Source organism: Streptomyces coeruleorubidus (assembly GCF_028885415.1).
Taxonomy (GTDB): domain Bacteria; phylum Actinomycetota; class Actinomycetes; order Streptomycetales; family Streptomycetaceae; genus Streptomyces; species Streptomyces coeruleorubidus_A.
The window spans coordinates 1,480,877-1,505,198 of sequence record NZ_CP118527.1 but is presented as its reverse complement, the minus strand read 5'-3'; the positions used below and the strand labels follow the sequence as shown (position 1 = coordinate 1,505,198).

The 24,322-nt window shown below is 73.4% G+C and carries 19 protein-coding genes and 2 pseudogenes; 8 read left to right on the top strand and 13 right to left on the bottom strand.

Features of this window, described 5'->3' with window-relative positions:
• Positions 1-44: 44 nt before the first annotated feature.
• From PV963_RS07010 to PV963_RS06985, 6 genes are read right to left on the bottom strand one after another with little or no spacing between them, the layout of a single operon-like run.
• On the bottom strand, positions 45-1,439 hold the full coding sequence (locus PV963_RS07010; RefSeq protein ID WP_274814752.1) for an amidase: 1,395 nt from the start codon (positions 1,437-1,439) through the stop codon (positions 45-47).
• Positions 1,432-2,448: an acyl-CoA synthetase gene (locus PV963_RS07005; protein WP_274814751.1), complete on the bottom strand. Its 1,017-nt coding sequence runs from the start codon at positions 2,446-2,448 to the stop codon at positions 1,432-1,434. The genes PV963_RS07010 and PV963_RS07005 overlap by 8 nt, the downstream gene beginning before the upstream one ends.
• Before the next feature lie 2 nt (positions 2,449-2,450).
• Positions 2,451-2,756 carry an acyl carrier protein gene (locus PV963_RS07000; protein WP_274814750.1) on the bottom strand — a complete coding sequence of 102 codons (306 nt, stop codon included), beginning with the start codon at positions 2,754-2,756 and terminating at the stop codon, positions 2,451-2,453.
• 55 nt (positions 2,757-2,811) lie between these two features.
• The gene (locus PV963_RS06995) at positions 2,812-3,237 is read right to left on the bottom strand and encodes a hypothetical protein (RefSeq protein ID WP_274814749.1); all 426 of its coding nucleotides are present in this window, start codon (positions 3,235-3,237) and stop codon (positions 2,812-2,814) included.
• A gap of 20 nt (positions 3,238-3,257) precedes the next feature.
• Positions 3,258-5,042, bottom strand: coding sequence for a prenyltransferase/squalene oxidase repeat-containing protein (locus PV963_RS06990; RefSeq protein ID WP_274814747.1), 1,785 nt, complete (start codon positions 5,040-5,042; stop codon positions 3,258-3,260).
• On the bottom strand, positions 5,039-6,169 hold the full coding sequence (locus tag PV963_RS06985) for a phenylacetate--CoA ligase family protein (protein ID WP_274814745.1): 1,131 nt from the start codon (positions 6,167-6,169) through the stop codon (positions 5,039-5,041). The genes PV963_RS06990 and PV963_RS06985 overlap by 4 nt, the downstream gene beginning before the upstream one ends.
• A gap of 626 nt (positions 6,170-6,795) precedes the next feature.
• Between PV963_RS06985 and asnB the strand changes: the two genes are divergently transcribed.
• The 3 genes from asnB to PV963_RS06970 all read left to right on the top strand — a co-directional run bounded on the left by asnB (position 6,796) and on the right by PV963_RS06970 (position 12,991).
• Positions 6,796-8,649 (top strand): asparagine synthase (glutamine-hydrolyzing), encoded by a 1,854-nt coding sequence (gene asnB, locus PV963_RS06980; RefSeq protein WP_274814743.1) that lies wholly within the window; start codon positions 6,796-6,798, stop codon positions 8,647-8,649.
• 185 nt (positions 8,650-8,834) lie between these two features.
• Positions 8,835-9,998, top strand: a complete 1,164-nt coding sequence (locus PV963_RS06975) for an exonuclease SbcCD subunit D (protein ID WP_274814742.1) — start codon at positions 8,835-8,837, stop codon at positions 9,996-9,998.
• Positions 9,995-12,991 carry an AAA family ATPase gene (locus PV963_RS06970; protein ID WP_274814740.1) on the top strand — a complete coding sequence of 999 codons (2,997 nt, stop codon included), beginning with the start codon at positions 9,995-9,997 and terminating at the stop codon, positions 12,989-12,991. Before PV963_RS06975 ends, PV963_RS06970 begins: the two co-directional genes overlap by 4 nt.
• Positions 12,992-13,016: 25 nt before the next feature.
• Here the strand turns inward: PV963_RS06970 and PV963_RS06965 are convergent.
• Positions 13,017-13,127: pseudogene (locus tag PV963_RS06965) on the bottom strand (Lrp/AsnC family transcriptional regulator); the annotation flags it as partial.
• Between PV963_RS06965 and PV963_RS06960 the strand changes: the two are divergent.
• From PV963_RS06960 to PV963_RS06950, 3 genes and pseudogenes are all read left to right on the top strand, one after another.
• Positions 13,082-13,453 (top strand): annotated as a pseudogene (locus tag PV963_RS06960) (rhodanese-like domain-containing protein); the annotation flags it as partial. The pseudogenes PV963_RS06965 and PV963_RS06960 overlap by 46 nt on opposite strands.
• Before the next feature lie 44 nt (positions 13,454-13,497).
• A complete protein-coding gene (locus tag PV963_RS06955) occupies positions 13,498-14,016 on the top strand; it encodes an immunity 21 family protein (protein ID WP_274814738.1) in 519 nt (172 codons plus the stop codon).
• 120 nt (positions 14,017-14,136) lie between these two features.
• Entirely contained in the window at positions 14,137-14,982 is an 846-nt protein-coding gene (locus tag PV963_RS06950) for an SDR family oxidoreductase (protein ID WP_274814737.1), read from the top strand.
• A 6-nt stretch (positions 14,983-14,988) separates the two neighbouring features.
• Here PV963_RS06950 and PV963_RS06945 read toward each other — a convergent pair whose 3' ends face one another.
• Together PV963_RS06945 and PV963_RS06940 are read right to left on the bottom strand one after the other, a co-directional pair.
• Complete coding sequence (locus PV963_RS06945; RefSeq protein ID WP_274814736.1) at positions 14,989-16,680, bottom strand: DUF885 domain-containing protein; 1,692 nt, start codon at positions 16,678-16,680, stop codon at positions 14,989-14,991.
• Between the two features lie 32 nt (positions 16,681-16,712).
• Positions 16,713-17,204 carry an Lrp/AsnC family transcriptional regulator gene (locus tag PV963_RS06940; protein ID WP_274814734.1) on the bottom strand — a complete coding sequence of 164 codons (492 nt, stop codon included), beginning with the start codon at positions 17,202-17,204 and terminating at the stop codon, positions 16,713-16,715.
• Positions 17,205-17,263: 59 nt separating this feature from the next.
• Here PV963_RS06940 and PV963_RS06935 point away from each other — a divergent pair, with 59 nt between their 5' ends.
• Complete coding sequence (locus PV963_RS06935) at positions 17,264-18,502, top strand: trans-sulfuration enzyme family protein (protein WP_274814732.1); 1,239 nt, start codon at positions 17,264-17,266, stop codon at positions 18,500-18,502.
• On the opposite strand, the gene PV963_RS06930 is transcribed toward PV963_RS06935, so the two are convergent.
• The 3 genes from PV963_RS06930 to PV963_RS06920 all read right to left on the bottom strand — a co-directional run bounded on the left by PV963_RS06930 (position 18,491) and on the right by PV963_RS06920 (position 23,025).
• Positions 18,491-19,744: a GNAT family N-acetyltransferase gene (locus tag PV963_RS06930; protein WP_274814731.1), complete on the bottom strand. Its 1,254-nt coding sequence runs from the start codon at positions 19,742-19,744 to the stop codon at positions 18,491-18,493. The two genes, PV963_RS06935 and PV963_RS06930, sit on opposite strands and share 12 nt — an antisense overlap.
• A gap of 136 nt (positions 19,745-19,880) precedes the next feature.
• A complete protein-coding gene (locus PV963_RS06925) occupies positions 19,881-21,455 on the bottom strand; it encodes an alkaline phosphatase D family protein (protein WP_274814730.1) in 1,575 nt (524 codons plus the stop codon).
• 139 nt (positions 21,456-21,594) lie between these two features.
• Positions 21,595-23,025 (bottom strand): PLP-dependent aminotransferase family protein, encoded by a 1,431-nt coding sequence (locus PV963_RS06920; protein WP_274821958.1) that lies wholly within the window; start codon positions 23,023-23,025, stop codon positions 21,595-21,597.
• A gap of 157 nt (positions 23,026-23,182) precedes the next feature.
• Between PV963_RS06920 and PV963_RS06915 the strand changes: the two genes are divergently transcribed.
• Positions 23,183-23,422, top strand: coding sequence for a hypothetical protein (locus PV963_RS06915; RefSeq protein WP_274814728.1), 240 nt, complete (start codon positions 23,183-23,185; stop codon positions 23,420-23,422).
• A gap of 28 nt (positions 23,423-23,450) precedes the next feature.
• Here the strand turns inward: PV963_RS06915 and PV963_RS06910 are convergent, their stop codons facing one another.
• Complete coding sequence (locus PV963_RS06910; RefSeq protein WP_274814726.1) at positions 23,451-24,281, bottom strand: alpha/beta fold hydrolase; 831 nt, start codon at positions 24,279-24,281, stop codon at positions 23,451-23,453.
• Positions 24,282-24,322 lie beyond the last annotated feature (41 nt).

The following is a 24,322-nucleotide window of genomic DNA, read 5'->3' as shown; positions in this document are numbered from 1 at the left end:
GTCCTCCGTCCTCCTGGCGTTGGCGGGGGTGCTGGCGGGCCGCTTCAGCTGGGCCGGAAGCCGAGCGGGCCGACCGCCTCCTCCAGCAGTCCGGCCAGCCGGATCAGCAGCGGTTCGTGGTCGCGGCGGGCGATCAGCTGGACGCACAGCGGTGCGCCGCGCTCGTCCCGGGCGACCGGCATGGTGAGCGCGGGCAGCCCGGCGAAGCTGGCGAGCGGGGTGTAGGCCACGCGCAGGTCGTAGTCGGGGTCCTGCGGAGCGGGGATGGTCGACACCCGGGCGTCGGCGGTGGCGAGGTCCGGGGGCGCGGCCGGGTCCAGGGGCAGCAGCCAGGCGTCCACGCCCGCGGCGTCGAAGTCGCCCTCGACCGTGGCGCGGGTGTGCGCCAGGCGCTCCAGGATCCAGGCGTAGCGGTCGTCCTGGACCTTCGCACCCACCTCCAGCGCGCCGCGGGTGGTCTCGTGCAGGTCGGCGGGCACCCAGGGCCGCCACACCTGGTAGGCGTCCCAGGCCTGACGCGCGCACAGCTCCCAGGCGGGCCCGCGCAGCGCCCACAGGTCGTCGAGCCGCACCTCGTCGAGCCTCTGGCCGCTCGCTTCCAGCCGCCCGCAGGCCGTCTCCAGCGCCCGGCGCATGACGGGGCCGCAGGTGCCCTCGGCCCCGTCGACGTTCGCGACGAAGCCGATGCGGTACGGGCCTTCGGCGGCCGGGCGCTGAGCGCCGAGCCGGTCGAGTCCGAGCAGCGGCCACAGATACGCCAGGTCCGCCGCGCCGCGGGTGGCCCAGCCGAGGGCGTCCATGGGCGGGGAGAGCGGGAAGACGCCCTCCAGCAGTGAGGTGCGCTGCGTCATCCGCAGTCCCACCGTGCCGCACTGCCCGGCCGGCCAGCGCACCGAGCCCAGCACGTCCGTGCCGAGGCCGATGTCGCAGATGCCCGCGGCCACCGACACGGCCGTGCCGGTGCTGGAGCCGCCGGGGTCGATCTGCGGAACGTAGGGGTTGACGCACTCCGACCCCACCCCGATGTTGAGTTCGGTGGTGACGACCTTGGCGGTCACGGCCGCCAGTCGTGACGGCAATGCGGCGATCGCGGGGTTCGAGACCCGGGCGTGGTGGCGGTGGCCGCGCAGCCCCAGCCGGGTGGGGAAGCCGGCCACGTCCACGGTGTCCTTCACCCCCACGCGCACCGGGGCGGCGTCCGCGTCGAGCGGGGCGCGGTGGACGCACGCCCGGTAGCGGGCGTCCGCCAGGTCCGACCAGGCGGCCTCCTCGGTACGCCACTCCTCGGCGGTCAGCGTGCCCCGGGCGCGGGCCGTCACCCGCTCCGGCAACGACAGCGACATCGGTGCGCCGGGCTGCGGCGCCGGGGGCACGGCGGTCCAGCGCGCCTGCCGCGCGTAGCCGGTGATCGCGTCCTGCGGGGCGGGGGCGTCAGACATGCTCGGCCTCCTGGGCGGGGCGTGCGGCGGTGAGCTCGGCGGTGAGGACCTTGCCGGTGGAGCTGCGGGGGATGTGGGGAACGCGGTGCACGGCGCGCGGCGCGGGCAGCCCCGAGGGGAGCCGGCCAAGACTCCGGCGCAGGGCCGCCGGGTCGACCGGTCCGGGCCCGGCGTAGAACACCTCGTAGTGCTCTCCCCGTACGGGGTCGCTGACGGGCGCGCAGACGAGGTCCAGGCCGGGGCAGCGGGCGCGGGCCAGGTCCTCCACCCGGGCCAGGTCGCAGCGCACTCCGTTCACCTTGACCAGCCGGGACGCCCGCCCCAGGTGGTGGAAGGCGCGCGGGCCCACCGGTGCGACGAGGTCGGGCAACTCCCAGTCGGCCGGGGGTGCTTCGGTGCCTGCCCGGCGGGCCAGCCGGGGACTGGAGACCCGCAGGCGCCGGGCCGTGCCGTCGCCGTCCGCGACCGAGCCGGGCAGCATCTCCACGTCGGGCAGCAGGTGCCAGGGGAGGCCGGACGTGTGCTCGCCGGCGACGGGGCGGTGGGCGACGGCCCCGGTCTCGGTGGAGCCGAGGAGTTCATGCGCCCGGAAGCCGGTGTCCGCGAGGCGTCCGGCGACGTGGTGGGCGGCCGGTGTGGCCGGGCCGGTGCTGTGCAGTGCCGTCACCCGGCCGTGCCGCGCCAGTGCCGGGAGGTGCCGGGCGAGCAGCTGCCAGGTGGAGGGCAGGCAGACCAGCAGGGTGGGGACGCCGTCGTCGAGCGGGGGCACGGTGAGCGGCTCGTCCCACAGGCCGGTCACCGGGATGTCCGCGAGCCGGGGCAGCTCGCGCCCGTACAGCCGGCCGTAGAGGTGGCCGGGGGGCGCGTAGGACACGATGCGGCCGAACCGGGCGGAGCCCAGCACTGCCTCGTGCACGAGTGTCACCTCGGCGTGCAACCGGTCCTCGGTGCGCAGCCAGGTCACCGGCGGGCCGGTGCTGCCGGAGGTGGCGAAGGCGATGTCCGGCACGGTCAGCTCCCCAGCCCGAGGGCCGCCGTGTCCTCCAGTCGCTCGTGGGTGAAGCGCACCATCCGCTCCACGCTGGAGAACCAGAAGCGGACGTCGTCGGCGACGAAGTCCACCTCGATGCCGAACTCGCTCTCCACGGCGGAGATGCACTCCATGGCGGTGAGGCTGTCGTAGCGCTCACCGAGCGCCTTCTGGAGGTCGGCGTCGGAGGGCACGTCGGTGAAGGCGTCGCCGATACGGGTGGCCAGGACGGTTCGCGTGCGGTCGTGGATCTCTTCGGGGGAGGGAACGGTCGCGGTCGAGGTCATGGTCGTACTCCTTGCCGGTGGTACAGCGTGCGGTGCGGTGCGGGCGCCGGGGTGGTCAGACGGCGGCTGGTGCGGGCTCCACGGCGGTGCCGTCGGCCCGGCGCAGCCGTTCGCCGGCGCCGAGGTAGACGTCGGACGGGGAGGTGGGGCGGAACTCCAGGTAACAGAAGGGCGTCCGGGCGTCGGCGCCGAGCGCCTCGGTGATGCACCGGGCGAGCCCGTCGCGGAAGGTGTCGTCGCGGTCGGGGCCCACACAGACCGTCACGGACGCGTGGCGCAGGCCGCTGCCGTCCGTCTCGTACGGCAGGGCCTCCACCGGCATCCCGCCGGAGAAGACGGTGCCGTCCTCGGTGGGCTCGAAGCGCACGACGACGTGACCGGCCTGGACGCCCTGGGCGGTGAGCCAGCGGGTGAGACGCAGCGCCACGGCGCGACGGCGGGGGACGGGGAGTTCGGGGGTACGGATGGTGATGGTGGGCACGGGGCCTCCGGTTCGGCGGTTCAGGACAGGGCGAGGGCCGGAAGTGCGCCGGGGCCCGAGGCCAGGCGCCGGGCGAGCAGGCTGCCGAGACAGTCGGCGAGCGGTCCGCCACTGCCGGGGGCCAGCGGGCTCCACGCGGTGCCGTCGGCGGCGCGCACCCGGTCGACGAACGCGGAGACGTGCCCGGTGTCGAGGGCCAGTTGGGCCCGGTCGGCGGCCAGCACCGCCTCGTAGGTGGACAGCAGGTCGGGGACCCGGTTGCCCTCGCCCGCGTAGCCGCCGCCGCGTACGCGATGGCGGGCGAGCAGGGCGCCGACGGCCTCGCGGGCCTCGGCGGGCGGGGCGAAGCCGGGGCCGAGGAGCAGCCGGACGCGCTGGGCCTGGAGCGCCGGGCGCAGGCCCGGCTCGGCGCCCGGCACGTTGCCGTGCGCGAACGGCTCGCCCTCGGCGGTGCGGCAGGAGTCGACGAAGGAGAGGACGCCGGCGAGGTCCAGACCGAGCTCGTCGAGACGGGGCCCGTCCGGTCCGCCGAGGAGGGCCGCCGTCTCCACCGCCGCGGCCGTGGACACCATGTCGGACCCGCGCCCCTCCCAGTAGCCGAACCCGCCGTCGGCGTTCTGGAGTTCGGCCAGCCAGTCGGCGATCCGGTGCCGGGCCGCCCGGTCCCCGGCGAACGCTCCGGCCGCGAGGGCCCACAGGGTGCAGCGCACCTCGCTGCCCCTGCCCGGCATGTACATCACGCCGCCCTCGTTGGGCAGTTGGCAGCCCTCCAGCCAGCGCACCCCGTCCGGGCGCGGGGCCGCGGGGCCGGCCGAGAGCACGGCGGCGGCGGTGGTCAGGGCGTCCGCCGCGTCCCGGGGCTCCCGGTAGGTGTAGCCGCCCCCGGGACAGGCCAGTTCGGATATGCGGGCGGTGACGGAGTCGGCGACCGGGGCGAGCGGCGCGCCGAGCGCCTTGAGCGTGCCCACGGCACAGAAGGAGGCCCACACGTCCTCGACGTCGTACCCCTCCCAGCGGACGAAGGCGCCGGAGGGACCGCGCAGGCCCATGACCCACGCCTGGCAGCGGTCGGGATCGCGCGGCGCCCGGCCGAGCGCCGCGAGCGCGCCCACGGCCCGGTACGTGGCCCACAGGCAGGGCACCTCGGCGGCGGGCGCGAAACGGAAGCCGCCCTCCGCGCCCTGGCGGTCGCGCAGCCAGGCGGCGAGCGCCGCGACGTCCCACGGCGGTGCTCCCGAGGCGCCGTTGTCCGTGGCGGCCCGCCAGGCCATGACCCCGTAGTAGCAGGCCCGTACGTCGGCCTTGCCGCGCCGCGCGTCCTCGGGGGACCAGCTCAGTCCGCCCTCGGCGCACTGGAGCCGGCTCAGCCAGTCCAGCAGGCGGGCGCGGTCGGGCACCGGGCCGTCGCACAGCTCGACGGCCGTGCGGGCGGAGAAGTGGGTGGCCCACACGTCCGGGGCCTGTCCCGGGAGCATCGCGTAGGCCTCGCCGGACCAGGTGCGCTCCAGCCAGCGGGCCGTGGCCTCGGTGCCGGGCACCGGGCGGCCCATGTCGCGCAGCGCCTGCGTGCAGTAGAAGGTGGCCCAGGCGTCGGAGAGCATGCCCCGGCTCCAGGCGTAACCGCCGTCGGCGTTGCGCCGGCCGCTCAGGTAGGCGGCCGTGCCGTCCGGGTCGGCGACGGTGTCGGTGCGGTCCAGCCAGGCCAGGGTCCGCACGGCGGCGTAGGTGCACCACAGGTCGGGTTCCCCGCCGGAGACGCCCTCGCCCTGCGGGGCGCGCGGGGCGGTGGTCACGGTGGCGGTCATCGCGCGGCCTCCACTTCCCGGATGTTGGACCGCTTCCAGCTCTTCTGCGAGGCGCCGCTCTTGGTGTTGGCGGGCAGGGAGTTGACGAACACGACCCCGTCCCAGCGCAGCCCGAGCAGCTCCTCGGACCTGGCCTGGACACGCCGGCACTCCTCGGGCTCGCGGTCGCGCCCGGTGCCGACTCCGCGTTCCAGGAGCAGCCGGGCGTAGGTGCCCTCGCTGTCCACCTCCAGCAGGTAGCCGGTGGCGTCGGTGACGCCGTAGACGACCTCCTCCACGGCACGCACCGACAGCGGCGTGCCGCGCACCCGGAGGCCGTCGCTGGCGCGTCCGTGGACGGTGATCCGGGGCGCCGCGCTGCCGCACGGGCAGTCCGTCGCGACGGACACCTCGTCGCCGGTGTCGAGCCGCAGCAGGGGCCTGGCGTGTGCGTTGAGGGGGGTGACGACGAGCCGGCCCTGGTCGTGCCCGCCCCGGTCGTGCAGCGGGACGACGCCCTCGGGGGTGGCGAGCTCGAAGTAGGTGGCGGCCGGCAGCAGGTGCTGACGGCCGTGCGCACAGGCGGCGGCCAGCGTGCCGGTCTCCGTGCTGCCGTAACTGGCGTCGTGGGCGTCGGCGTTCCACCATCGGCCCAGCCGGGTGCGGAAGGGCGGGGTGTTGACCTCGCCGAGCAGCATCAGCCGGTCGACCGAGGCGCTGAGCTCGTCGAGCTGCCCGCGCTGCGCCAGCAGCCGGGTGAACTGGAGGGCCACGCCGGGGGCGACGAAGACGGTCGTGGGGCGGAAGGTCCGCCACATCGCCTCCAGCCGGTCCCAGCCTGTGATGCCGGTGGCGAACGGATAGGCCCGGATGTGCGCGAGGTCCAGGTACTCGCAGACCCCGGAGACCAGGTCCGCCACCGGAACGACGTCGGACGGCAGGAGGATCACCACCCGCTCGTCGGCTCCGAGCAGCGGACGCCAGGCCTCGGCGACCGAGACCGTGTTCCAGATGGTGTCCTCGGCCAGGCGCGGGGTCGGCGTGGGCTGCCCCGTCGTGCCGGTGGTCTCGTAGTACTTCGAGGCCTCGGTGGGCGTCACTGCCGCATAGCGCAGGGGCTGCGCCTTGAGCGACTCACGCGGCGTCACGGGCAGGTCCCGGAAACGCTCCAGGGAGAACTCACCGATATCGTCCCGGTCCTCACAGGGGCCGTATGCCTGTGTTCCGCGCGCGCGTCGCCAGGCTGCGGAGAGCTTTCTGGCGTAGAAGTCCTCGGCCGGGATGCGGCCTTGATTCGCCCGTATCTCGGATTGTGCCTCACGGAGTAATGCCTGGCGTTTGTCGGTGTGCAGGATCACACGAACCTCGCTCGTTAATCGCTTATCGCGCCCGTGACGTCGGTCTCGACGGGCAGCCTTGCGAGGGGTCGGGAAGCCACAGCTCAGGGCTTGTTGGCGGGGTCCAGGAGCCCGACCCACAGCGAACGTATAGCACTAAAGGTGGGCCGTGCAACCGCCCCTGGGAGGCCCAACTAGCCATATGCGACCGAAAATCGACGGCCTCCGTGGTGATGTAAAGCGCCTACTACTCAGTACGTTGCCCGAGTTGATTTCCCGGCCTAGTCTCTACGAGCGCCGATGTGAAACCGGCAGCGTTTTGACGCCGCGGTTAATCGAGCCCGAACAGCGGGTTTCGCGCCCAGTTGGAGCGCATACCGCACGCCGTTTTACCCGGCAGTCCGCAACCCTCATCCGAATCCGGTTGGAGCTTTCTCATGTGCGGAATCGCAGGCTGGGCCGACCTCGGCCAGGACCTCACGCAGGAGGTGGACGGCGTCGAACCGATGGTGCGGACCATGGCCTGCCGCGGGCCGGACGCCGCCGGAATGCACGCCGGTGAGCACGCGATCCTCGGACATCGCCGGCTCGCCATCATCGATGTCGAAGGCGGCAGGCAGCCGATGACGGCCCCCGCGGAGCCGGACCGGCCCGCCGGGGAAAGGCCGGCCGTCGTGCTCAGCTACAGCGGAGAGGTGTACAACTTCCGCGAACTCCGGGAAGAACTCCGTGGGTTCGGTCACGCCTTCCGCACCCGCTCGGACACCGAGGTCGTCCTGCGCGCCTACCTCCAGTGGGGCCAGGACTTCGTCGGGCGCCTCAACGGCATGTTCGCCTTCGCCCTGTGGGACGAGCGCGCCCAGCGCCTCCTCCTGGTGCGCGACCGTCTCGGCATCAAGCCCCTGTACGTCGCACGGCTCGCGGGCGGCGTCCTGTTCGGCTCCGAACCCAAGGCGATCCTCGCCCACCCGCGTTTCCGGGCCCGGCTCGACAGTCAGGGACTCGCCGACCTCCTCGGCCTGATGAAGTCGCCGGGCGTCACCCCCTACCGGGACGTCGAGGAAGTGCCGCCGGGCTGCGTCGCGGCCTACGACCGTGACGGGCTGCGGACCGAGCGGTACTGGAGCCTCGGGCGGCAGCAGCACGAGGACGACGCCGCCACCACGGCGGACACCGTGCGGGCCCTGCTGGAGGACACCGTCTCCCGCCAGATGGTCACCGACGTACCGCTGTGCACCCTGCTCTCCGGCGGACTGGACTCCACCGTGCTCACCGCGCTGGCCGCCCGGGTCCAGGCCCGCGCCGGCGAACCCCCCGTCCGCTCCTTCGCGGTGGACTTCACCGGCAGCGAAGCCGACTTCAAGGCCAGCGACTTCCGGCCGGAGCGCGACTCCCCCTACGCCCTCGAAGCCGCCCGGCACATCGGCACCGACCACCGGCTCATCGAACTCTCCGCCGACGAGCTCACCCGGGACGTCAACCGCGACGCGGTCCTGCGCGCCCACGACCTTCCGTACACCTTCGGCGACGTGGACACCTCACTGCACCTGCTGTTCCGCGGGATACGCGAGCACTCCACGGTCGCCCTGTCCGGGGAGTCGGCCGACGAGGTGTTCGGCGGCTACGCCTGGTTCCACGACCCGGCCGTCGTCCAGGCGGCGAACTTCCCCTGGCTCAGCCGCATGCAGCTGATCACCCCCGAACTGCTCTCCCCGGCCTTCCGGACGGCCACCCGCTTCGAGCAGTACCGCGCGGACCGCTACCAGGAGGCCCTCGGGGAGGTCGAGCACCTGCCCGGCGACTCCCCGTCGGAACGCCGCATGCGCGAGATCAGCCACCTGCACCTCACCCGCTGGCTGCCCGCCCTGCTCGACCGCAAGGACCGGCTCAGCATGGCCGCCGGTCTCGAGGTCCGCGTGCCCTTCTGCGACCACCGGCTGGTCGAGTACGTGCACAACACGCCCTGGGACCTCAAGACACCCGGCGGGGACCCCAAGGGCCTCCTCAAGCGGGCCACCCGCGACATCGTGCCCAGGTCCGTGCTGGAGAGGCGCAAGAGTCCCTACCCGACCACCGCCGACCAGCTCTACGAGAAGGACCTGCGGGCCCGGATCCAGGCGCTGCTCGACGACCGCTCCTCTCCCGCCTTCGACGTCGTCGACGCCGGCGAGCTCGCCCGCATGCTCGACCTCCCGCAGGGGCACTACCACACGCAGCTGCACCGCAACGGCCTGGAGACCGCGCTGTACCTGGACCGGTGGATGCGGGAGTACGGCATCGCGCCGGAGTGACCTCTTCCACGGCATACCTGCGGACATTTCCCCTGAATTGACACCCGATGGGTGGGGCATCCCGAGGTTCGTGATGGACCAGGTGCCCGCACGGGTTAGCGTGGTGGGTGCTGACAGCGAGCCGGGCCGGCTCGTGCGGGTCGTGGAGCGGTAGCAGGGGGAGACATGCAGGTCGGAGCGGCGTCGTGAGACTGCTGCACACGTCCGACTGGCACCTCGGCCGGTCGTTCCACCGGGTGAACATGCTCGGCGCCCAGGCCGAGTTCATCGGCCACCTCGTCACGACCGTGCGGGAGCGGGCCGTGGACGCGGTGCTCGTGTCCGGGGACGTGTACGACCGGGCCGTGCCACCGCTCGCCGCGGTCGAGCTGTTCGACGACGCCCTGCACCGCCTCGCCGACCTCGGCGTGCCGACGGTGATGATCTCCGGGAACCACGACTCGGCCCGCCGGCTGGGCGTCGGCGCGGGCCTCATCGGGCGGGCCGGGATCCATCTGCGGACCGAGCCGTCGGCGGCCGGCACCCCGGTGGTGCTGGCCGACGCCCACGGGGACGTCGCCTTCTACGGACTGCCCTACCTCGAACCTGCCTTGGTCAAGGACGAGTTCGGTGTGGAGAAGGCCGGGCACGAGGCCGTGCTCGCCGCCGCCATGGACCGGGTCCGCGCCGACCTCGCCACGCGTGCGCCCGGCACGCGCTCCGTCGTCCTCGCGCACGCCTTCGTCACCGGCGGCGAACCCAGCGACAGCGAACGGGACATCACCGTCGGCGGCGTGGCCGCGGTGCCCGCCGGCGTCTTCGACGGCGTCGACTACGTGGCGCTCGGGCATCTGCACGGCTGCCAGACTCTCACCGACCGCGTCCGCTACTCCGGCTCCCCGCTGCCCTACTCCTTCTCGGAGGCCGCCCACCGCAAGAGCATGTGGCTCGTCGACCTGGCCGCCGACGGCTCCGTCGACGCCGAGCGCCTCGACTGCCCCGTGCCGCGCCCCCTGGCCCGGATCCGGGGCACGCTGGAGGACCTGCTCGCCGACCCGGAGCTGGCGCGGCACGAGGAGGCGTGGGTCGAGGCGACGCTCACCGACCCGGTCCGCCCGGCCGACCCGATGGCCCGGCTCACCGAGCGCTTCCCGCACACCCTCAGCCTCGTCTTCGACCCCGACCGGGCCGAGGACGACCCCGAGGTGTCGTACGCCCGGCGCCTCGCCGGCCGCAGCGACCAGCAGATCGCGGAGGACTTCGTCGCCCACGTGCGCGGCGCCGGACCCGACGCACACGAACAGGGCGTGCTGCGGGACGCGTTCGACGCGGTACGGGCCGACGAGACCGTACGGGAGGTGGCCCGGTGAGGCTCCACCGGCTGACGGCCACCGCCTTCGGACCCTTCGGAGGCACCCAGACCGTCGACTTCGACGAGCTGTCGGCGGCCGGGCTGTTCCTGCTGCACGGACCGACCGGCGCGGGCAAGACCTCCGTCCTCGACGCCGTCTGCTACGCCCTGTACGGCTCGGTCCCCGGCGCCCGGCAGGGCAGCGGACAGGGCACGGCCCTGCGCAGCGACCACGCGGCCCCCGCGACCCGCACGGAGGTCACCCTCGAACTCACCGTGGCAGGCCGCCGCCTGGAGATCACCCGCCAACCGCCCTGGGAACGCCCCAAGAAACGCGGCACCGGCACGACCCTCGACAAGGCCCAGACCTGGCTCCGCGAGTACGACACCACGGCCGGGGCCTGGAAGGACCTCAGCCGCTCGCACCAGGAGATCGGCGAGGAGATCACCCAGCTGCTCGGCATGAGCCGGGAGCAGTTCTGCCAGGTCGTGCTGCTGCCCCAGGGCGACTTCGCGCGGTTCCTGCGCGCCGACGCCGAGGCCCGCGGCAAGCTGCTGGGCCGCCTGTTCGACACCCGCCGCTTCGCCGACGTCGAGAAGCGCCTCGCCGAGCGCCGCCGCGCCACCGAGGCCCAGGTCCGGGACGGGGACGCCGCGCTGCTGGCCGACGCCCACCGCATGCAGCAGGCCGCGGGCGACGCCATGCGCCTGCCGGACCTGGCCCCCGGCGAACCGGGACTGGCCGAGGCCGTGCTGGGCGCCGCCGCCGTCGCCCGCAGCACCGCCCGCGAACAGCTCACCGTCGCCGAGTGCACGCTCGCCGCCGCCGAGTCCGCGCAGGCCGCCAGCGCCCGCGCCCTCGACGACGTACGCGAACTCGCCCGGCTCCAGCGGCGGTTCGCGCAGGCACGGGAACGGGCGGCGCTCCTGGAGGAGCGGACGGAGGCGTACCGGCAGGCGCAGCAGCGCATGGAGCGGGCCCGCAAGGCCGAGGCGGTGGCACCCGCCCTGGACCTGCGGGAGACCGCCGACGCCGAACACCGCCGGGCGGCCGCCGCGGAGGCACGCGCGCGTGCCCTGCTGCCCGAGACCTTCGCCGACGCGGGCGCGGCCGGACTCGCGGCCGCCGCCCGCCGGGCCGCCGAGGAACTGGGCGGACTGGACTCGGCCCGCCGCGCCGAGCGGCGACTGGCCGAACTCCTCGACGAACGCGCCGGGCTGGACCGCCAGGAACGCGCCGACGCCGACGTCCTCCAGGAGGCGCAGGCCTGGCTCGACGGCTGGGAGGAGACACGCACCGCCCTCCAGGCCCGCGTCGACGCCGCGCAGCAGGCGGCCTCCCTCGCCGAACAGCTCGCCGTACGGCGCGAGCCCGCGCGGCAGCGGCTGACGGCGGCAAGGCTGCGCGACCAGCTCGCCGAGGACACGAACAAGGCCGTCGAGCAGGTCCGCACCGCACAGGAAGAGGCGCTGCGCGCCAAGCAGCACTGGCTGGACCTCAAGGAACAGCGCCTGACCGGCATCGCCGCCGAACTGGCCGCGAACCTCACCGACGGCGAGCCCTGCGCCGTCTGCGGTGCCACCGAACACCCCGCGCCCGCCCGCAAGGTCGCCGGGCACGTCGACCGCGAGGCCGAGGAACACGCCCTGGCCGCCTACCAGCGCGCCGACGAACAGCGCGCCGAGGACGAGCGGAACCTCGGCGTCGTCCGGGAAGCGCTGGCCGCCGCCACCGCCGAGGCCGGTGACACCCCCACCGAACAACTCGCCCGCGAGGCCGAGGAGTTGGAGGAGCAGTACGCGCAGGCCCGCCGGGGCGCCGCCGAGCTGCACGCCGCGCAGGAGCGGATGCGGCAGGCCGGGCACGAGCACGAGCGGCGCGTCGCCGCCCGGCAGGAGGCTGCCGTGCGCAGCGCCGCCCGGGTCGGCCACCGGGAGCGGCTGGAGAGCGAACGCGCCGCCCTGGAGGAGGAGCTGGACCGGGCGAGGGGCGCCCTGGACAGCGTCGCCGCCCGGGCCGCGCAACTGGAGCGCCAAACCGCGCTGCTCACGGACGCCGCCGACGCCGCCCGCGCCGCCGGGGACACCGCCCAGCGGCTCAAGGACGCCGACGCCCGGCTCGCCGACGCCGCCTTCCGCGCCGGCTTCGACACCCCGCGGGACGCGGCCGCCGCCCTCCTCGACGACGCCGCCCACCGCGAGCTGCAACACCGGCTGGACGCCTGGCAGACCGAGGAGGCCGCCGTACGGGCCGTCCTCGCCGAGGCCGACACCACGGCCGCCGCCCGACAGCAGCCCGCCGACCTCGCGTCGGCGCAGCTCGCCGCCGACGCAGCGGCCCGCCGGCTGCGCGCCGCCGCCTCCGCCCACGACGCCGCCGCCCGGCGCTGCGCCGAACTCGACCGGCTCTCCGCCCGGGCGGCCGCCGCCGTCCGCCGGCTGGCGCCGCTGCGCGAGGAGTACGACCGGGTCGCCCGCATGGCCGGCCTCACCGCGGGCACCTCGGCGGACAACGAACGCCGGATGCGCCTGGAGTCGTACGTGCTGGCGGCCCGTCTGGAACAGGTCGCCGCCGCCGCGACCCTACGGCTGCGGCGCATGTCGTCCGGCCGCTACACCCTCGTCCACTCCGACGACCGCACCGGACGCGGCCGCAGCGGGCTCGGACTGCACGTCGTCGACGCCTGGACCGGCCGCGAGCGGGACACGGCGACACTGTCGGGCGGCGAGACGTTCTTCGCCTCGCTCGCCCTCGCCCTGGGCCTCGCGGACGTCGTCACGGACGAGGCGGGCGGGGTACGGCTGGACACCCTCTTCATCGACGAGGGCTTCGGCAGCCTCGACGACCAGACCCTCGACGAGGTCCTCGACGTCCTCGACTCCCTGCGCGAACGCGACCGCAGCGTCGGCATCGTCAGCCACGTGCCCGACCTGCGGCGGCGGATCCACGCCCAACTGGAGGTCGTCAAGGGCAGGTCCGGATCCGTGCTGCGGCAGCGCGGCGCGGGCTGAGGTCAGCGGCCGAGGGAGCGTGGGGTCAGCGGCCGAGGGGACGCCGGGGGAGCGGCGAGGAGTACACGACGCTCGTGGTCACCGAGCCCAGCGCCCCGATCCGCCCGGACACCTCCTCCAGGTGACGCATCGAGCGGGGCCGCCGCCCACTTCCGCGCCGGTCTCGCCTTCCACACCGACGTGTCCGACGTCGCCGCCGCACTCGCGGCCGGCCAAGACCCCGACTTCGTATCGGTCGACTCCCGCTCCACAGAGGCCTGGGACCAGGGCCACGTCCCCGGCGCCGTCCACCTGCCGACCGCGCTCGTCCGCGAGCAGGCCGGACAACTCCTCGACAGGTCGGTGCCGGTCGTGACGTACTGCTGGGGCCCCGGCTGCAACGGCGCCGCCCGTGCCGGCCGCGAACGCCGTACCCCGGATCCCCTGACGACTCCCGCGGGCGCCGGCGACTGCGGCTGCTGACCCCCGAAACCTTGACGGGAGTCGACCCTGTAGGTTCTTGCGCCATGGTGCGATACGCGGAGCCGGGCGTCGTGGAATGGGTGGAATCGGGCGGCGGGCCGCTGATAGCGGTGCCCGAGACGGTTCTGCCGTTCTGGGCGGGTGCCGACGGCGAGGAGACGGCGTCGGACTACGACCGGGCCTGTGAGGTGGACGGCAACGTCGGACTCCTCCCGGTCGGCGACTGCACCGCCCTGGTCCTCGGCGACGAGCCTGCCTCGACGGCCTATCTGCCCGACCACGGGATGTTCGTCCGGTGGTGCGCGGGTAACTCCGAGGGCGAGTTGCTGGCGAGCGTGCCGTTGGCTGTCGATACGGCGGAGTGGGAGCCGGAGGTTCTCTGGGAGGTGCCCGGGGCTGTGCTGCTGTTCGACGCGGCGTGGCCTGGGGCTGAGCCTTCGGGGAGCGAGCGGGTTCGGGTGGGGCTGGAGCCGGGGCGCTACGCGGTTCGGGCGGCTCGGGTGCAGCCGGGGCCTGAAACGTGGTTGGGCCTGATTCAGTTGCGGTTGCTTGCGCCTAGGTGACCGTGGGTCTGTTGGCTGTTGGCGTGTGCGGGTTGACAGTGGCTGGTCGCGCAGTTCCCCGCGCCCCTTCAAGGGCGATATTCGCGTGCTTCAGTCATCAGGTCCGGCCACGATGATCGTATGCCTCGACTTCCCCACCCCACCCCCGAGGAACTCCGCCGCGACCCCCTGCCCCTGCGCGGCCGCACAGCCCTCGTCACCGGTGCCAGCCGGCGCGGCGGCATCGGGCACGCCGTCGCCCGGCGCCTTGCCGCCTACGGGGCGAGTGTCCATCTGCATCACCATGTGCCGCACGATGCCGACCAGCCCTGGGGCGCGGACCGTCCCGAGGATGTCGTAGCGTCCGTGCGCGGGGTGCTCGCGGACCCTGATGCCCGGGTCGTCGCCGGGCCCGGTGATCTGGCCGATCCGGCCGTGCCCGGTGAACTCGTCGGCAGGGCCGCCGAGGCGCTCGGCGGGCGTCTGGACATCCTCGTCGCCAACCACGCGCAGAGCGGGTTCGACGGATCCCTGGACGAGATCGACACGGCGATGCTCGACACGCACTGGGCGGTCGACACCCGCTCCGTGATCCTGCTGATCCAGGCCTACGCGCGGCTGCGTTCCGCACTGCCGCCGCGCAGCCCGGGCGGACGCGTGATGATGATGACCTCCGGCCAGGATCTCGGAGGCGGCATGCCGGGCGAGATCGCCTACGCCCTCCAGAAGGGCGCCCTCGCCTCCATCACCCGCTCCCTGGCGACGACCCTGGCCGAGCACGCCGTCACCGTGAACACCGTCAACCCCGGGCCCGTGGACACGGACTACATGACCGGCGAGGATTACGAGGCCATCGCGGCCCTCTTCCCGGCCGGCCGGTGGGGCATGCCCGACGACCCGGCCCGCCTCATCGCATGGCTCGCCACGGACGAGGCGGAGTGGGTCACCGGCCAGGTCATCGACTCCGAGGGCGGCTTCCGCCGCTGACTTCCTCTAGAGCTGGGACAGTTCGTCCACCAGGTCGTCCAGACCCAGGGACCCCTGCGAGAGGGCTGCCATGTGCCAGGCCTTCGGGTCGAAGGCGTCACCGCGCCGGGCGCGGGCCTTCTCGCGGCCCAGCAGCCAGGCCCGTTCGCCGAGCTTGTAACCGATGGCCTGGCCCGGCATGGACAGATAGCGGGTCAGCTCGCTCTCCACGAAGTCCGCGGGCCGGCTGCTGTGCGAGCCGAAGAACTCCTGCGCCAGCTCGGGCGTCCAGCGCTCGCCCGGGTGGAAGGGGGAGTCGTCGGGGATCGTCAGCTCCAGGTGCATACCGATGTCGATGATGACGCGGACGGCACGCATCATCTGCGCGTCCAGGTAACCGAGCCGGCGCTCCGGGTCCGTCAGGAAGCCCAGTTCGTCCATCAGCCGCTCGGCGTACAGGGCCCAGCCCTCGGCGTTGGCGCTCACCATGCCGACACTCGCCTGGTAGCGGGAGAGGTTCTCCGCCACGTGCTTCCACTGGGCCAGCTGGAGATGGTGGCCGGGCACACCCTCGTGGTACCAGGTCGACACCAGGTCGTAGACGGGGAAGCGTGTCTCGCCCATGGTCGGCAGCCAGGTGCAGCCCGGGCGCGTGAAGTCGTCCGAGGGCGGTGTGTAGTACGGGGCCGCGGCGCTGCCCGGAGGGGCGATGCGCGACTCCACCCTGCGCACCCGCTCGGCCAGGTCGAAGTGGGTGCCGTCGAGCGCGTCGATCGCCTCGTCCATCAGGGACTGCAACCAGTCGCGGACCTCGTCGACGCCCTCGATGTGCGTGCCGTGCTCGTCCAGGTGCGCCAGCGCCACCCACGGTGTGGCGGCACCCGGCAGGATCTTCTCGGCCTCCGTCTTCATCTCGCCGAGGAGGCGGTTGTACTCGGACCAGCCGTACGCGTACGCCTCGTCCAGGTCGAGATCCGTGCCGTTGTAGTAGCGCACCCAGCGCGCGTACCGCTCGCGGCCCACCACGTCCGGCGTGCCCTCGATCGCCGGTGCGTACACGTCCCGCATCCAGTCGCGCAGCCGCAGAACCGCCTCGGTGGCCGAGCGGGCCGCCGTGTCCAGCTCGGACCGCAGCGCCTCGGGTCCGGCGGCCGCGTAGGTCTCGAACCAGCCACGGCCCTCGCCGTCGGCGTCCGCCCACTCGCCGAGCTGCTCCACGAACGTGGCCGTGGCACGCGGCCCGCCGTACAGCTTCCGCTCCAGGCCGAGCGCCAGGGACTGGCGGTACCCCTCAAGCGCGGCCGGGACCGCGCGCAGCCGCTCGGCGATCGCCGCCCAGTCCTCCTCCGACTGCGCCGGCGTCACGGTGAACACCTGCCGCACCGCATGGGCGATGGAGCTCAGGTTGCTGACGGAACGCAGACCCTCCTCGGCCTCGTGGACGCCGAGTTCGGCGTTGAGCCGCTCACGCAGCAGCCGAGCGCACCGGCGCTCGATGTCGCTGTCCGCGCCGGGCAGCCGCTCCGCCTCGTCCAGCCGGGCCAGCGTCCGGCGCGCCAGCTCCGCGAACGCCTCCTGGCCCGCGGGCGAGGTGTCGGGCAGCCTGCTCGAACTCTCCTTGACGCCGAGGAACGTGCCGGTGATCGGGTCGAGGGCGACGAGCTCGTCGACGTACGCGTCGGCGACCTCACGGGGCAGCGGGCTCTTGATCTCAGACATGCGGTCCATCCTGGTACGACGTGCGGCGCGCGTCACGTGGATTGAGCCGAGGGCGAAGGCGGCAACAGCGGCCCGCACTCCCACTGCTGGAAGATCAGCCGGGTCTCCACCCGTGCCACCTCCCGCCGCGAGGTGAACCCGTCCAGCACGAGCCGCTGAAGGTCGGCCATGTCGGCGACCGCGACATGGACGAGGTAGTCGTCCGGTCCGGTCAGGTGGAAGACGGTCCGCGACTCCGGCAGGGCGCGGATCCGCTCCACGAACGGCCCGACCAGCTCCCGCCGGTGCGGCCTGACCTGCACCGACAGCAGGGCCTCCAGCCCTCGCCCCAGCTTGGCCGGATCCAGCTCCAGCCGGTGCCCGAGGATCACGCCGGAGCGGCGCAGCCGGGTCACCCGGTCCAGACAGGTCGACGGCGCCACCCCGACCTGCGCGGCGAGATCCCGGTACGTCGTCCGGGCGTCGTTCTGCAACAGCCGCAGCAGGTGGAGATCCACCGGGTCCAGTACGACAGATTCAGCCATCGGTCGAACGTAGCACGGGCTTCCCGCCCTCGGACCCGGTCGGTGTTCACCCTTCCGTCATGGACACAGCGAGCATGGGCGCCCACGCCGACGTACGCACCGCACCGAGAGCACTCGCCACCGAGGCCGTCCACGCCGGGCGGGACGACCTCGCCCGGCAGGGGCTGCACGCCCCGCCGATCGACCTGTCCACCACCTACCCCTCGTACGACAGCCGCGGCGAGGCGGCCCGGATCGACGCCTTCGCGGCCACCGGCGCGGACCCGGACGGCCCGCCCGTGTACGGGCGGCTCGGCAACCCGACCGTCGCCCGTTTCGAGACAGCGCTGGCCCGCCTGGAGGGCACCGGGGCGGCGGTCGCGTTCGCCAGCGGCATGGCCGCGCTGAGCGCCGTCCTGCTCGTACGCGCCTCCATGGGACTGCGGCACGTGGTGGCCGTGCGTCCCCTCTACGGGTGCAGCGACCATCTGCTGACCGCCGGGCTGCTGGGCTCGGAGGTGACCTGGACCGACCCGGCCGGAATCGCTCAGGCACTGCGCCCGGACACCGGCCTGGTGATCGTGGAGTCCCCGGCCAACCCCACGCTCGCCGAGGTCGACCTCCGGGCCGTCGCACACGCCTGCGGCTCGGTGCCACTGCTCGTGGACAACACGTTCGCCACACCGGTGCTCCAGCGTCCCGCCGAACAGGGCGCACGGCTGGTGCTGCACAGTGCCACCAAGTACCTCGGCGGCCACGGGGACGTGCTGGCGGGCGTGGTCGCCTGCGACGAGGAGTTCGCGGGACGACTGCGGCAGGTCCGCTTCGCCACGGGCGGCGTCCTGCACCCACTGGCCGGTTATCTGCTGCTGCGCGGCCTGTCCACGCTCCCCGTCCGGGTACGGGCCGCCTCCGCCAACGCCGCCGAACTCGCCCACCGCCTCGCCGCCGACCCGCGAGTGGCCCGCGTGCACTACCCGCGCACCGGCGGCGCGATGGTCTCCTTCGAGGTACACGGCGACCCCCACGAGGTCATCGCCGGCGTCCGCCTCATCACCCCGGCGGTGAGCCTCGGCAGTGTGGACACCCTGATCCAGCACCCGGCCTCCATCAGCCACCGCATCGTGGACGCGGACGATCGCAGGGGGGCCGGGGTGAGCGACCGGCTGCTGCGCGTGTCGGTGGGCTTGGAGGACGTGGAGGACCTGTGGTCCGATCTGGACGGTGCGTTGGGGCGCCCCCTTGGGGGCGCGGGGAACTGCGCGACCAGCCACAGCGCACCCGCACCCGCCAACCGGCATACGACGCTACGGCGCTGAGGCATTCCCCAAACTCGACACTCGCTCCGCATCCGACTCGCTCAGCCGTGCAGTGATGACCAGCGTCCCCTCCTCGACCTGATAGTCGAGGGGGAGGCCCAACCCTCGCATCGCAGCGACCATCCCCGTGTTGGACGCCTGCGTCACGGCATACACACTCGTGCACCCGGCGTCACGGGCCATCGCAACCAGCCGTCCCAACAACTCACCACCGATGCCACGCCGCTGCCACGCATCCTCGACGATCAACGCGACCTCGGTCTCGTCGCCGTCCCACAGCAAATGACCGAGCCCGACCAGCCGCCCGGAAGCCGTCTGCACGGCCAGAGTGCGCCCGAACCGCGGACTGAGCAGGTGGTTGAGATAGCGGTCGGCGTCACCGACCGGCCCGTGGTAGCGCAGCTTCAGCGTGCGGTCGGAGCACCGCTCGTGCATCGCCCTGGCCGCCTCCAGATCGCGCGTGTCGGCCCGGCGCACGGTGATGTCGCTGCCTTCGGCCAGGCTGAGCACGTCCCGGCCGTGCGGGACGCGCGGCCCGAGCCGGGAGTCCAGTTCCACCAGGGCCCGGGCCCGGGCGAACTCGGTCGGTGTGAAGGGCAGGTACGGCCGCTCCACGGTGATGACTCCGCCTTCGGGGGCGCGCAGGCGCATCACCGTGTCGTCGAGGGCTCCCTCCACCGGGACACCGTCGGACGCCAGGCCGCCGTCGGCCGGTGCGGGCTGGGAACGGATCGTGCACCGGCCCAGCAACTGGCGTAGCGCCAGCGGCAGTTCCGCGGCGTCCAGGGCGGTGCGGGCGGCGAGACCCAGGATCCGGGTCGGCGCGTCCACCAGGTCGTGCGCGTCGGCCCGCTCGATCCAGGTGTCGGTGCCGCCGGCGGACCGGACGGCCGTACTGATCGCGGACGCCGGCAGTTCGCCCGGGGCACGCAGCAGGAACTCGTCCACCGTGCCCTCGGCCAGCGGATGCGTCTGGAGGCTGAGGATGTCGACCCGGTGCTCGGCGAGGGCTGTGCACAGGGCCGCCAGCGATCCCGGTTCGTCCCTCACCGTGGTCCGCATCCGCCACAGCGTGTTCGCCCCCGGCACCGGCTCCGGTGCCGGGGACTCGGTATCGTCCGACGGCGGCGCGTGTTCGTGGCGTCGTGTTCGCCAGGTCTGGAGCGCCGCCGTGACCCGCTGCCACGGGTTGGCGGGACGGCAGTCGTTGAGGTGCGTCACATCAGTCACTTTTCGCGTCATGCACCCACTGTGACCGAACGGTGTTGCGTGATCACGAACGCATTGTGACTGGCGGGTAAAAGGGATGGCTTGCCCTCTTTATCGACCCTTCAAACGTTGCGCTCCGTACCTTACGCCGTCCCTCTTTTTTCGCACATCACTGGCCGACCAGGCCCGGCTGGAGCACCTTCGTGAACAGCACGGTGCCGTCCTGCTCACGCAGACGTACCGTCAGCTCGCCGCTGCCGCCGTCGATGTCGACCTCGCCGAAGAACTGGTATCCGCCGGCGGGGGAGACGTTGGCGGTCGTCGGAGCCTTCAGGAACACACGGTCGGGACCGAAGGTGCCGTCGAGCGTGTTCGCCGGGAACGCACCGGCGTTCAGCGGCCCCGACACGAACTCCCAGAACGGCTCGAAGTCGGTGAAGGCGGCCCGCGACGGCTGGTAGTGCTGCGCCGAGGTGTAGTGGACGTCGGCCGTGAGCCACACCGTGCCGGTGATCCGGCGGTGCTTGATGAAGCGCAGCAGCTCGGCGATCTGCAGCTCACGGCCCAGCGGGGCACCGGGGTCGCCCTGGGCGACGGCCTCGATGTTCGGCTTTCCGTCGCCGGTGTCCGGGACGACCAGGCCGATCGGCATGTCGGAGGCGATCACCTTCCACACCGCGCGGGAGCGGGACAGCTCGCGCTTGAGCCACTCCAGCTGCTCGCGGCCGAGGATGCCCTGCGGGTCGGTGGGCTGGTCGTCCGGCGAGTTGGCGTTGCGGTAGGTGCGCATGTCCAGCACGAAGACGTCAAGCAGCGGGCCGTGGTGCTGCACGCGGTAGACGCGGCCGTCGGGGCGGCGCAGCGTGGAGATCGGGAAGTACTCCGAGAAGGCCTGGCGGGCCCTGGCGGCGAGCACGTCGACGTTCTTCTCGGTGTACCGGCTGTCGCCGAGGATCTCGCCCGGGTACCAGTTGTTGGTGACCTCGTGGTCGTCCCACTGGATGATGGACGGGACCTGGGCGTTGAAGGCCCGCAGGTTCTCGTCCAGCAGGTTGTAGCGGAAGTTGCCGCGGAACTCCGCCAGGGTCTCGGCGACCTTCGCCTTCTCCTCGGTGGTGATGTTCCGCCAGGTGCGCCCGTCGGGCAGGGCCACGGTCTCGGTGAGGGGCCCGTCGGCGTAGATGTTGTCGCCGCTGCAGATGAAGAAGTCCGGGTCGAGGGCGGCCATCGCCTCGTAGATCCGGTAGCCGCCGAGCTCCGGGTTGATGCCCCAGCCCTGACCGGCCAGGTCGCCGGACCAGACGAACCGCACGCCGTCACGCCGCTTGTCGGAGGCCGTGCGGAAGGTGCCGGTGACCGGCTCGCCGGTGCGGCGCGGGTCGTCCGGGTCGGCGAGCAGCACCCGGTAGTGGATCTGCTCGCCGGACGGCAGGCCGCGCAGCCGGGTCGTGCCGGTGAAGTCGGTGCCCGGGCCCAGCAGCGGGCCGTGCCATCTGCGCGGGTTGCGGAACGACTCGGTCGCCGACGTCTCGACGATCATCCGGGCCGGCCGGTCGGACCGCACCCACACCAGGCCGGAGTCGCAGGTCACGTCTCCCGCCTGCACACCCCATCCCGCCTTCGGACGTCCCGACCGCGCGAAGGCCGGCGCCGCGCCGAGCGCGGTGGGCAGGGTGAGGGCCGCCGACGCGGCGAGGGAGCCACGCAGGACGCTACGGCGCGCGGGGAACGGACGGTGTGACATGGATGCGCCTCCAGGGACGGGATCCGGCCAGTGTGCACAGCCACAACTACTGGCACGCCGCAGCGCACACACGAACCCCAAGTGAACAACTGACCGCGGGAGGAGGGGAACGGACGGGAAGCCGCGAGCTCCGCCGGAGTCACCCCGTGGCCGCCTCCGCCATCAGGCGTATGCCCTCGTGGATCCGGGCGGGCGGTACGTGCGCGTAGCCGAGGACGAGCCGTGTCCGCTTCGGCCCGTCGTGCTCCTCCCGCTCGGGACACGGGTGTGCGTAGGCCGACAGGGGGCGTACGGCCACCCCGGCCGCCGTCACGCGGGCGAGGAATCGGTCCTCGGGGCCGTAGCGCTCCGGCAGGGTGGCGATCACGTGCAGGCCGGCGGCGATGCCCGAGACCCGGGAGCCGGGGAAGTGCTCGTCGAGGGCGGCGGTCAGGGCGTCACGGCGCTCGCGGTAGGCGCGCTGGCAGCGGCGCAACTGGCGGTCGTAGTCGCCGCGCTCCAGGAAGCGGGCGAAGAGTGCCTGGTCGAGGGCCGGATGACCGAGGTCCATGGCGCGCTTGCGCTGGACGATCTCCTCCGCCCAGGACTCGGGCACCAGCAGCCAGCCCAGCCGCAGCCCGGGGGCGAGTGACTTGCTGACCGAGCCCGTGTAGGCGACGTGGTCCGGGTCGAGGCCCTGGAGCGCGCCGACGGGAGCGCGGTCGTAGCGGAAGTCGCCGTCGTAGTCGTCCTCCAGGACGATGCCGTCCACGGACCGCGCCCAGTCCAGCAGTTCGGAGCGGCGGCGGGCCGAGTAGGCGATACCGGTGGGGAACTGGTGGGCCGGTGTCGTCACCACGGCCCGTAAGCCCGACGCCCGCAGCGGCTCCAGGGCGATTCCCTCGCCGTCCACGGGCAGCGGTACGGCTCTGACCCCGGCCGAGGCGTACAGCGCGTCGTGCTGGGGACTGCCCGGGTCCTCCACACCCACCGTGCGCACCCCGCGCGCGTGCAGCGCGAAACCCAGCAGCGTCGTCGCCTGGGTCACCCCGGAGACCACCACGATCCGCTCCGGGTCGGCCACCACGCCCCGCCGCCGGGCGAGCAGTTCGGCCAGCGCGGTACGCAGCCGGGGCAGCCCGCGCGGATCGGGATACCCCAGCTCCTGGTGCGGCAGTTCCGCCAGCACACCGCGCTGCGCGGCGGCCCACGCCGAGCGCGGGAACAGCGACAGGTCCGGCGTCCCGGGCACGAAGTTTGCCCGGGCCCCGGGGGAGCGCGGAGCGAGGTCGTGCGCCCGCGGCCGGGCGGCCCGTACGGCCGAGCCCACCCACGTCCCGGCGCCCCGGCCGCTGCGCAGATAGCCTTCCGCCGTCAGCTGTTCGTACGCCTCCGTGATCAGCCCGCGCGACACTCCCAGGTCCGCCGCGAGATCCCGGCTCGACGGCAGCCGCGTACCCGGCGCGAGCCGGCCCGAGCGAACCGCCTCGCGCAGCGCCGCCTGAAGCGAACGGCCACGCGTGCGTGCCGGTGCCGAAGCGGCCGGGAGGAGCAGCTCCCAGGCGGGCGACGCGGGCTCGTTGCGGTCCATGCCGTCCATGCCGTCCATGCCGTCAGTTTGCCGGATCCGTGGGCGGGCTTTCCGCCGCGAGGGGTGACGGCCGTCGCCGCGTAAAGAGGGTGGAGGACCGAAGCGGGGGCTCGGCCGGGCCGGGCCCCGGAATCGTACGCGCAATCCCGGAGCGTCCGTGGATGCCAAGAACCGGTTCGAGACCCGAACCACTTTCGCGCTCTTACGACTCGAATGGCTGGCCGCCCTGGCCGTTTCGCTGGTGCTCGCCGTCCAGCACCGCGAACTTCCGACAGAACTGCCGACGGAACTTCGGCGCGCACTGACCGGGACGGTGGCGCGTCCCACCGACTGGGGCTGGTACGTACGGCTGTTGCGCGCCGCGACCGCACGGGTGGCGCTCGAATCGGCCGAGTGACGACGGACCGGGCCGGCCGCCCTGTCGTTCAGCGGCTGCCGTCGAGGACGACCCGGGCGACCAGCGCCGGGTCGTCGTTCATCGGGACGTGGCCGCAGCCGGGCAGCTGCACCAGCCGGGCGCGGGGGATGACGCTCTTGGCCCGCAGCCCCTGGCGGGGGATCAGCAGCCGGTCCCGGTTGCCCCACGCCACGGTGACCGGCGTGCCCACGATGTCGTCGGTGAACTGCACGGTCCTTCCGGAGCGGAGGGTCTCGGAGAACCCCTGCGCCCGGGCCAGCGCGAGCGTCTCGGCGACCACGGCCTCGGGCGAACGACGGCCCGGGCGGGCGTAGATGGTGCTCGTCAGCAACGTACGGCCGATCGCCGGACGGGCCAGCCGTTCGACGAGGGGCAGCGGCATCCGCTGGGCTATCTGCCGCATCGTCATCAACACCGTGAAGGCGTAGCGGCGCTCGACCTCGTTCCAGAACCCCGCGGGGGACAGGGCGGTGACGGAGCGGACGAGCTGCGCCCGGGCCAGGTCCAGGGCCAGCAGACCGCCCAGCGAGTTGCCCGCCACGTGCGGCCGTTCGATCTCCAGCGCCCCGCACAGCGCGGCGAGGACGGTGTTCATGGTCGGCAGGTCGTGCGCCATGCCGTCCGGGAGCGCCGGTGACTCGCCGCACCCGGGCAGGTCCACGGCGATCACGTCCCGCTCGGCCGCCAGCGCGGGTATCACCGGGTCCCACACCTGCCGGTGGTGGCCGATGCCATGCAGCAGGAGCAACGGTTCGCCGCTGCCCCGGCGGGTGTAGGACAGGGTCACGTTCTGCTCGCCGTGTGCGGAGGCGACTTTGAAGGAGACGGTGGCGGACATGCGGTGCTCCTCGGCTGTACTCGCTGACGGACGCCGTAGAC

Bases quoted from the DNA above. Each gene is read 5' to 3' on its own strand.
- PV963_RS07000 (WP_274814750.1), bottom strand. From the start codon at position 2,756: ATGACCTCGACCGCGACCGTTCCCTCCCCCGAAGAGATCCACGACCGC.
- PV963_RS06935 (WP_274814732.1), top strand. From the start codon at position 17,264: ATGGACACAGCGAGCATGGGCGCCCACGCCGACGTACGCACCGCACCG.
- PV963_RS06940 (WP_274814734.1), bottom strand. From the start codon at position 17,204: ATGGCTGAATCTGTCGTACTGGACCCGGTGGATCTCCACCTGCTGCGG.
- PV963_RS06920 (WP_274821958.1), bottom strand. From the start codon at position 23,025: ATGGACCGCAACGAGCCCGCGTCGCCCGCCTGGGAGCTGCTCCTCCCG.
- PV963_RS06950 (WP_274814737.1), top strand. From the start codon at position 14,137: ATGCCTCGACTTCCCCACCCCACCCCCGAGGAACTCCGCCGCGACCCC.
- PV963_RS06990 (WP_274814747.1), bottom strand. From the start codon at position 5,042: ATGACCGCCACCGTGACCACCGCCCCGCGCGCCCCGCAGGGCGAGGGC.
- asnB (WP_274814743.1), top strand. From the start codon at position 6,796: ATGTGCGGAATCGCAGGCTGGGCCGACCTCGGCCAGGACCTCACGCAG.
- PV963_RS06945 (WP_274814736.1), bottom strand. From the start codon at position 16,680: ATGTCTGAGATCAAGAGCCCGCTGCCCCGTGAGGTCGCCGACGCGTAC.
- PV963_RS06925 (WP_274814730.1), bottom strand. From the start codon at position 21,455: ATGTCACACCGTCCGTTCCCCGCGCGCCGTAGCGTCCTGCGTGGCTCC.
- PV963_RS06955 (WP_274814738.1), top strand. From the start codon at position 13,498: ATGGTGCGATACGCGGAGCCGGGCGTCGTGGAATGGGTGGAATCGGGC.
- PV963_RS06910 (WP_274814726.1), bottom strand. From the start codon at position 24,281: ATGTCCGCCACCGTCTCCTTCAAAGTCGCCTCCGCACACGGCGAGCAG.
- PV963_RS06930 (WP_274814731.1), bottom strand. From the start codon at position 19,744: ATGACGCGAAAAGTGACTGATGTGACGCACCTCAACGACTGCCGTCCC.
- PV963_RS07010 (WP_274814752.1), bottom strand. From the start codon at position 1,439: ATGTCTGACGCCCCCGCCCCGCAGGACGCGATCACCGGCTACGCGCGG.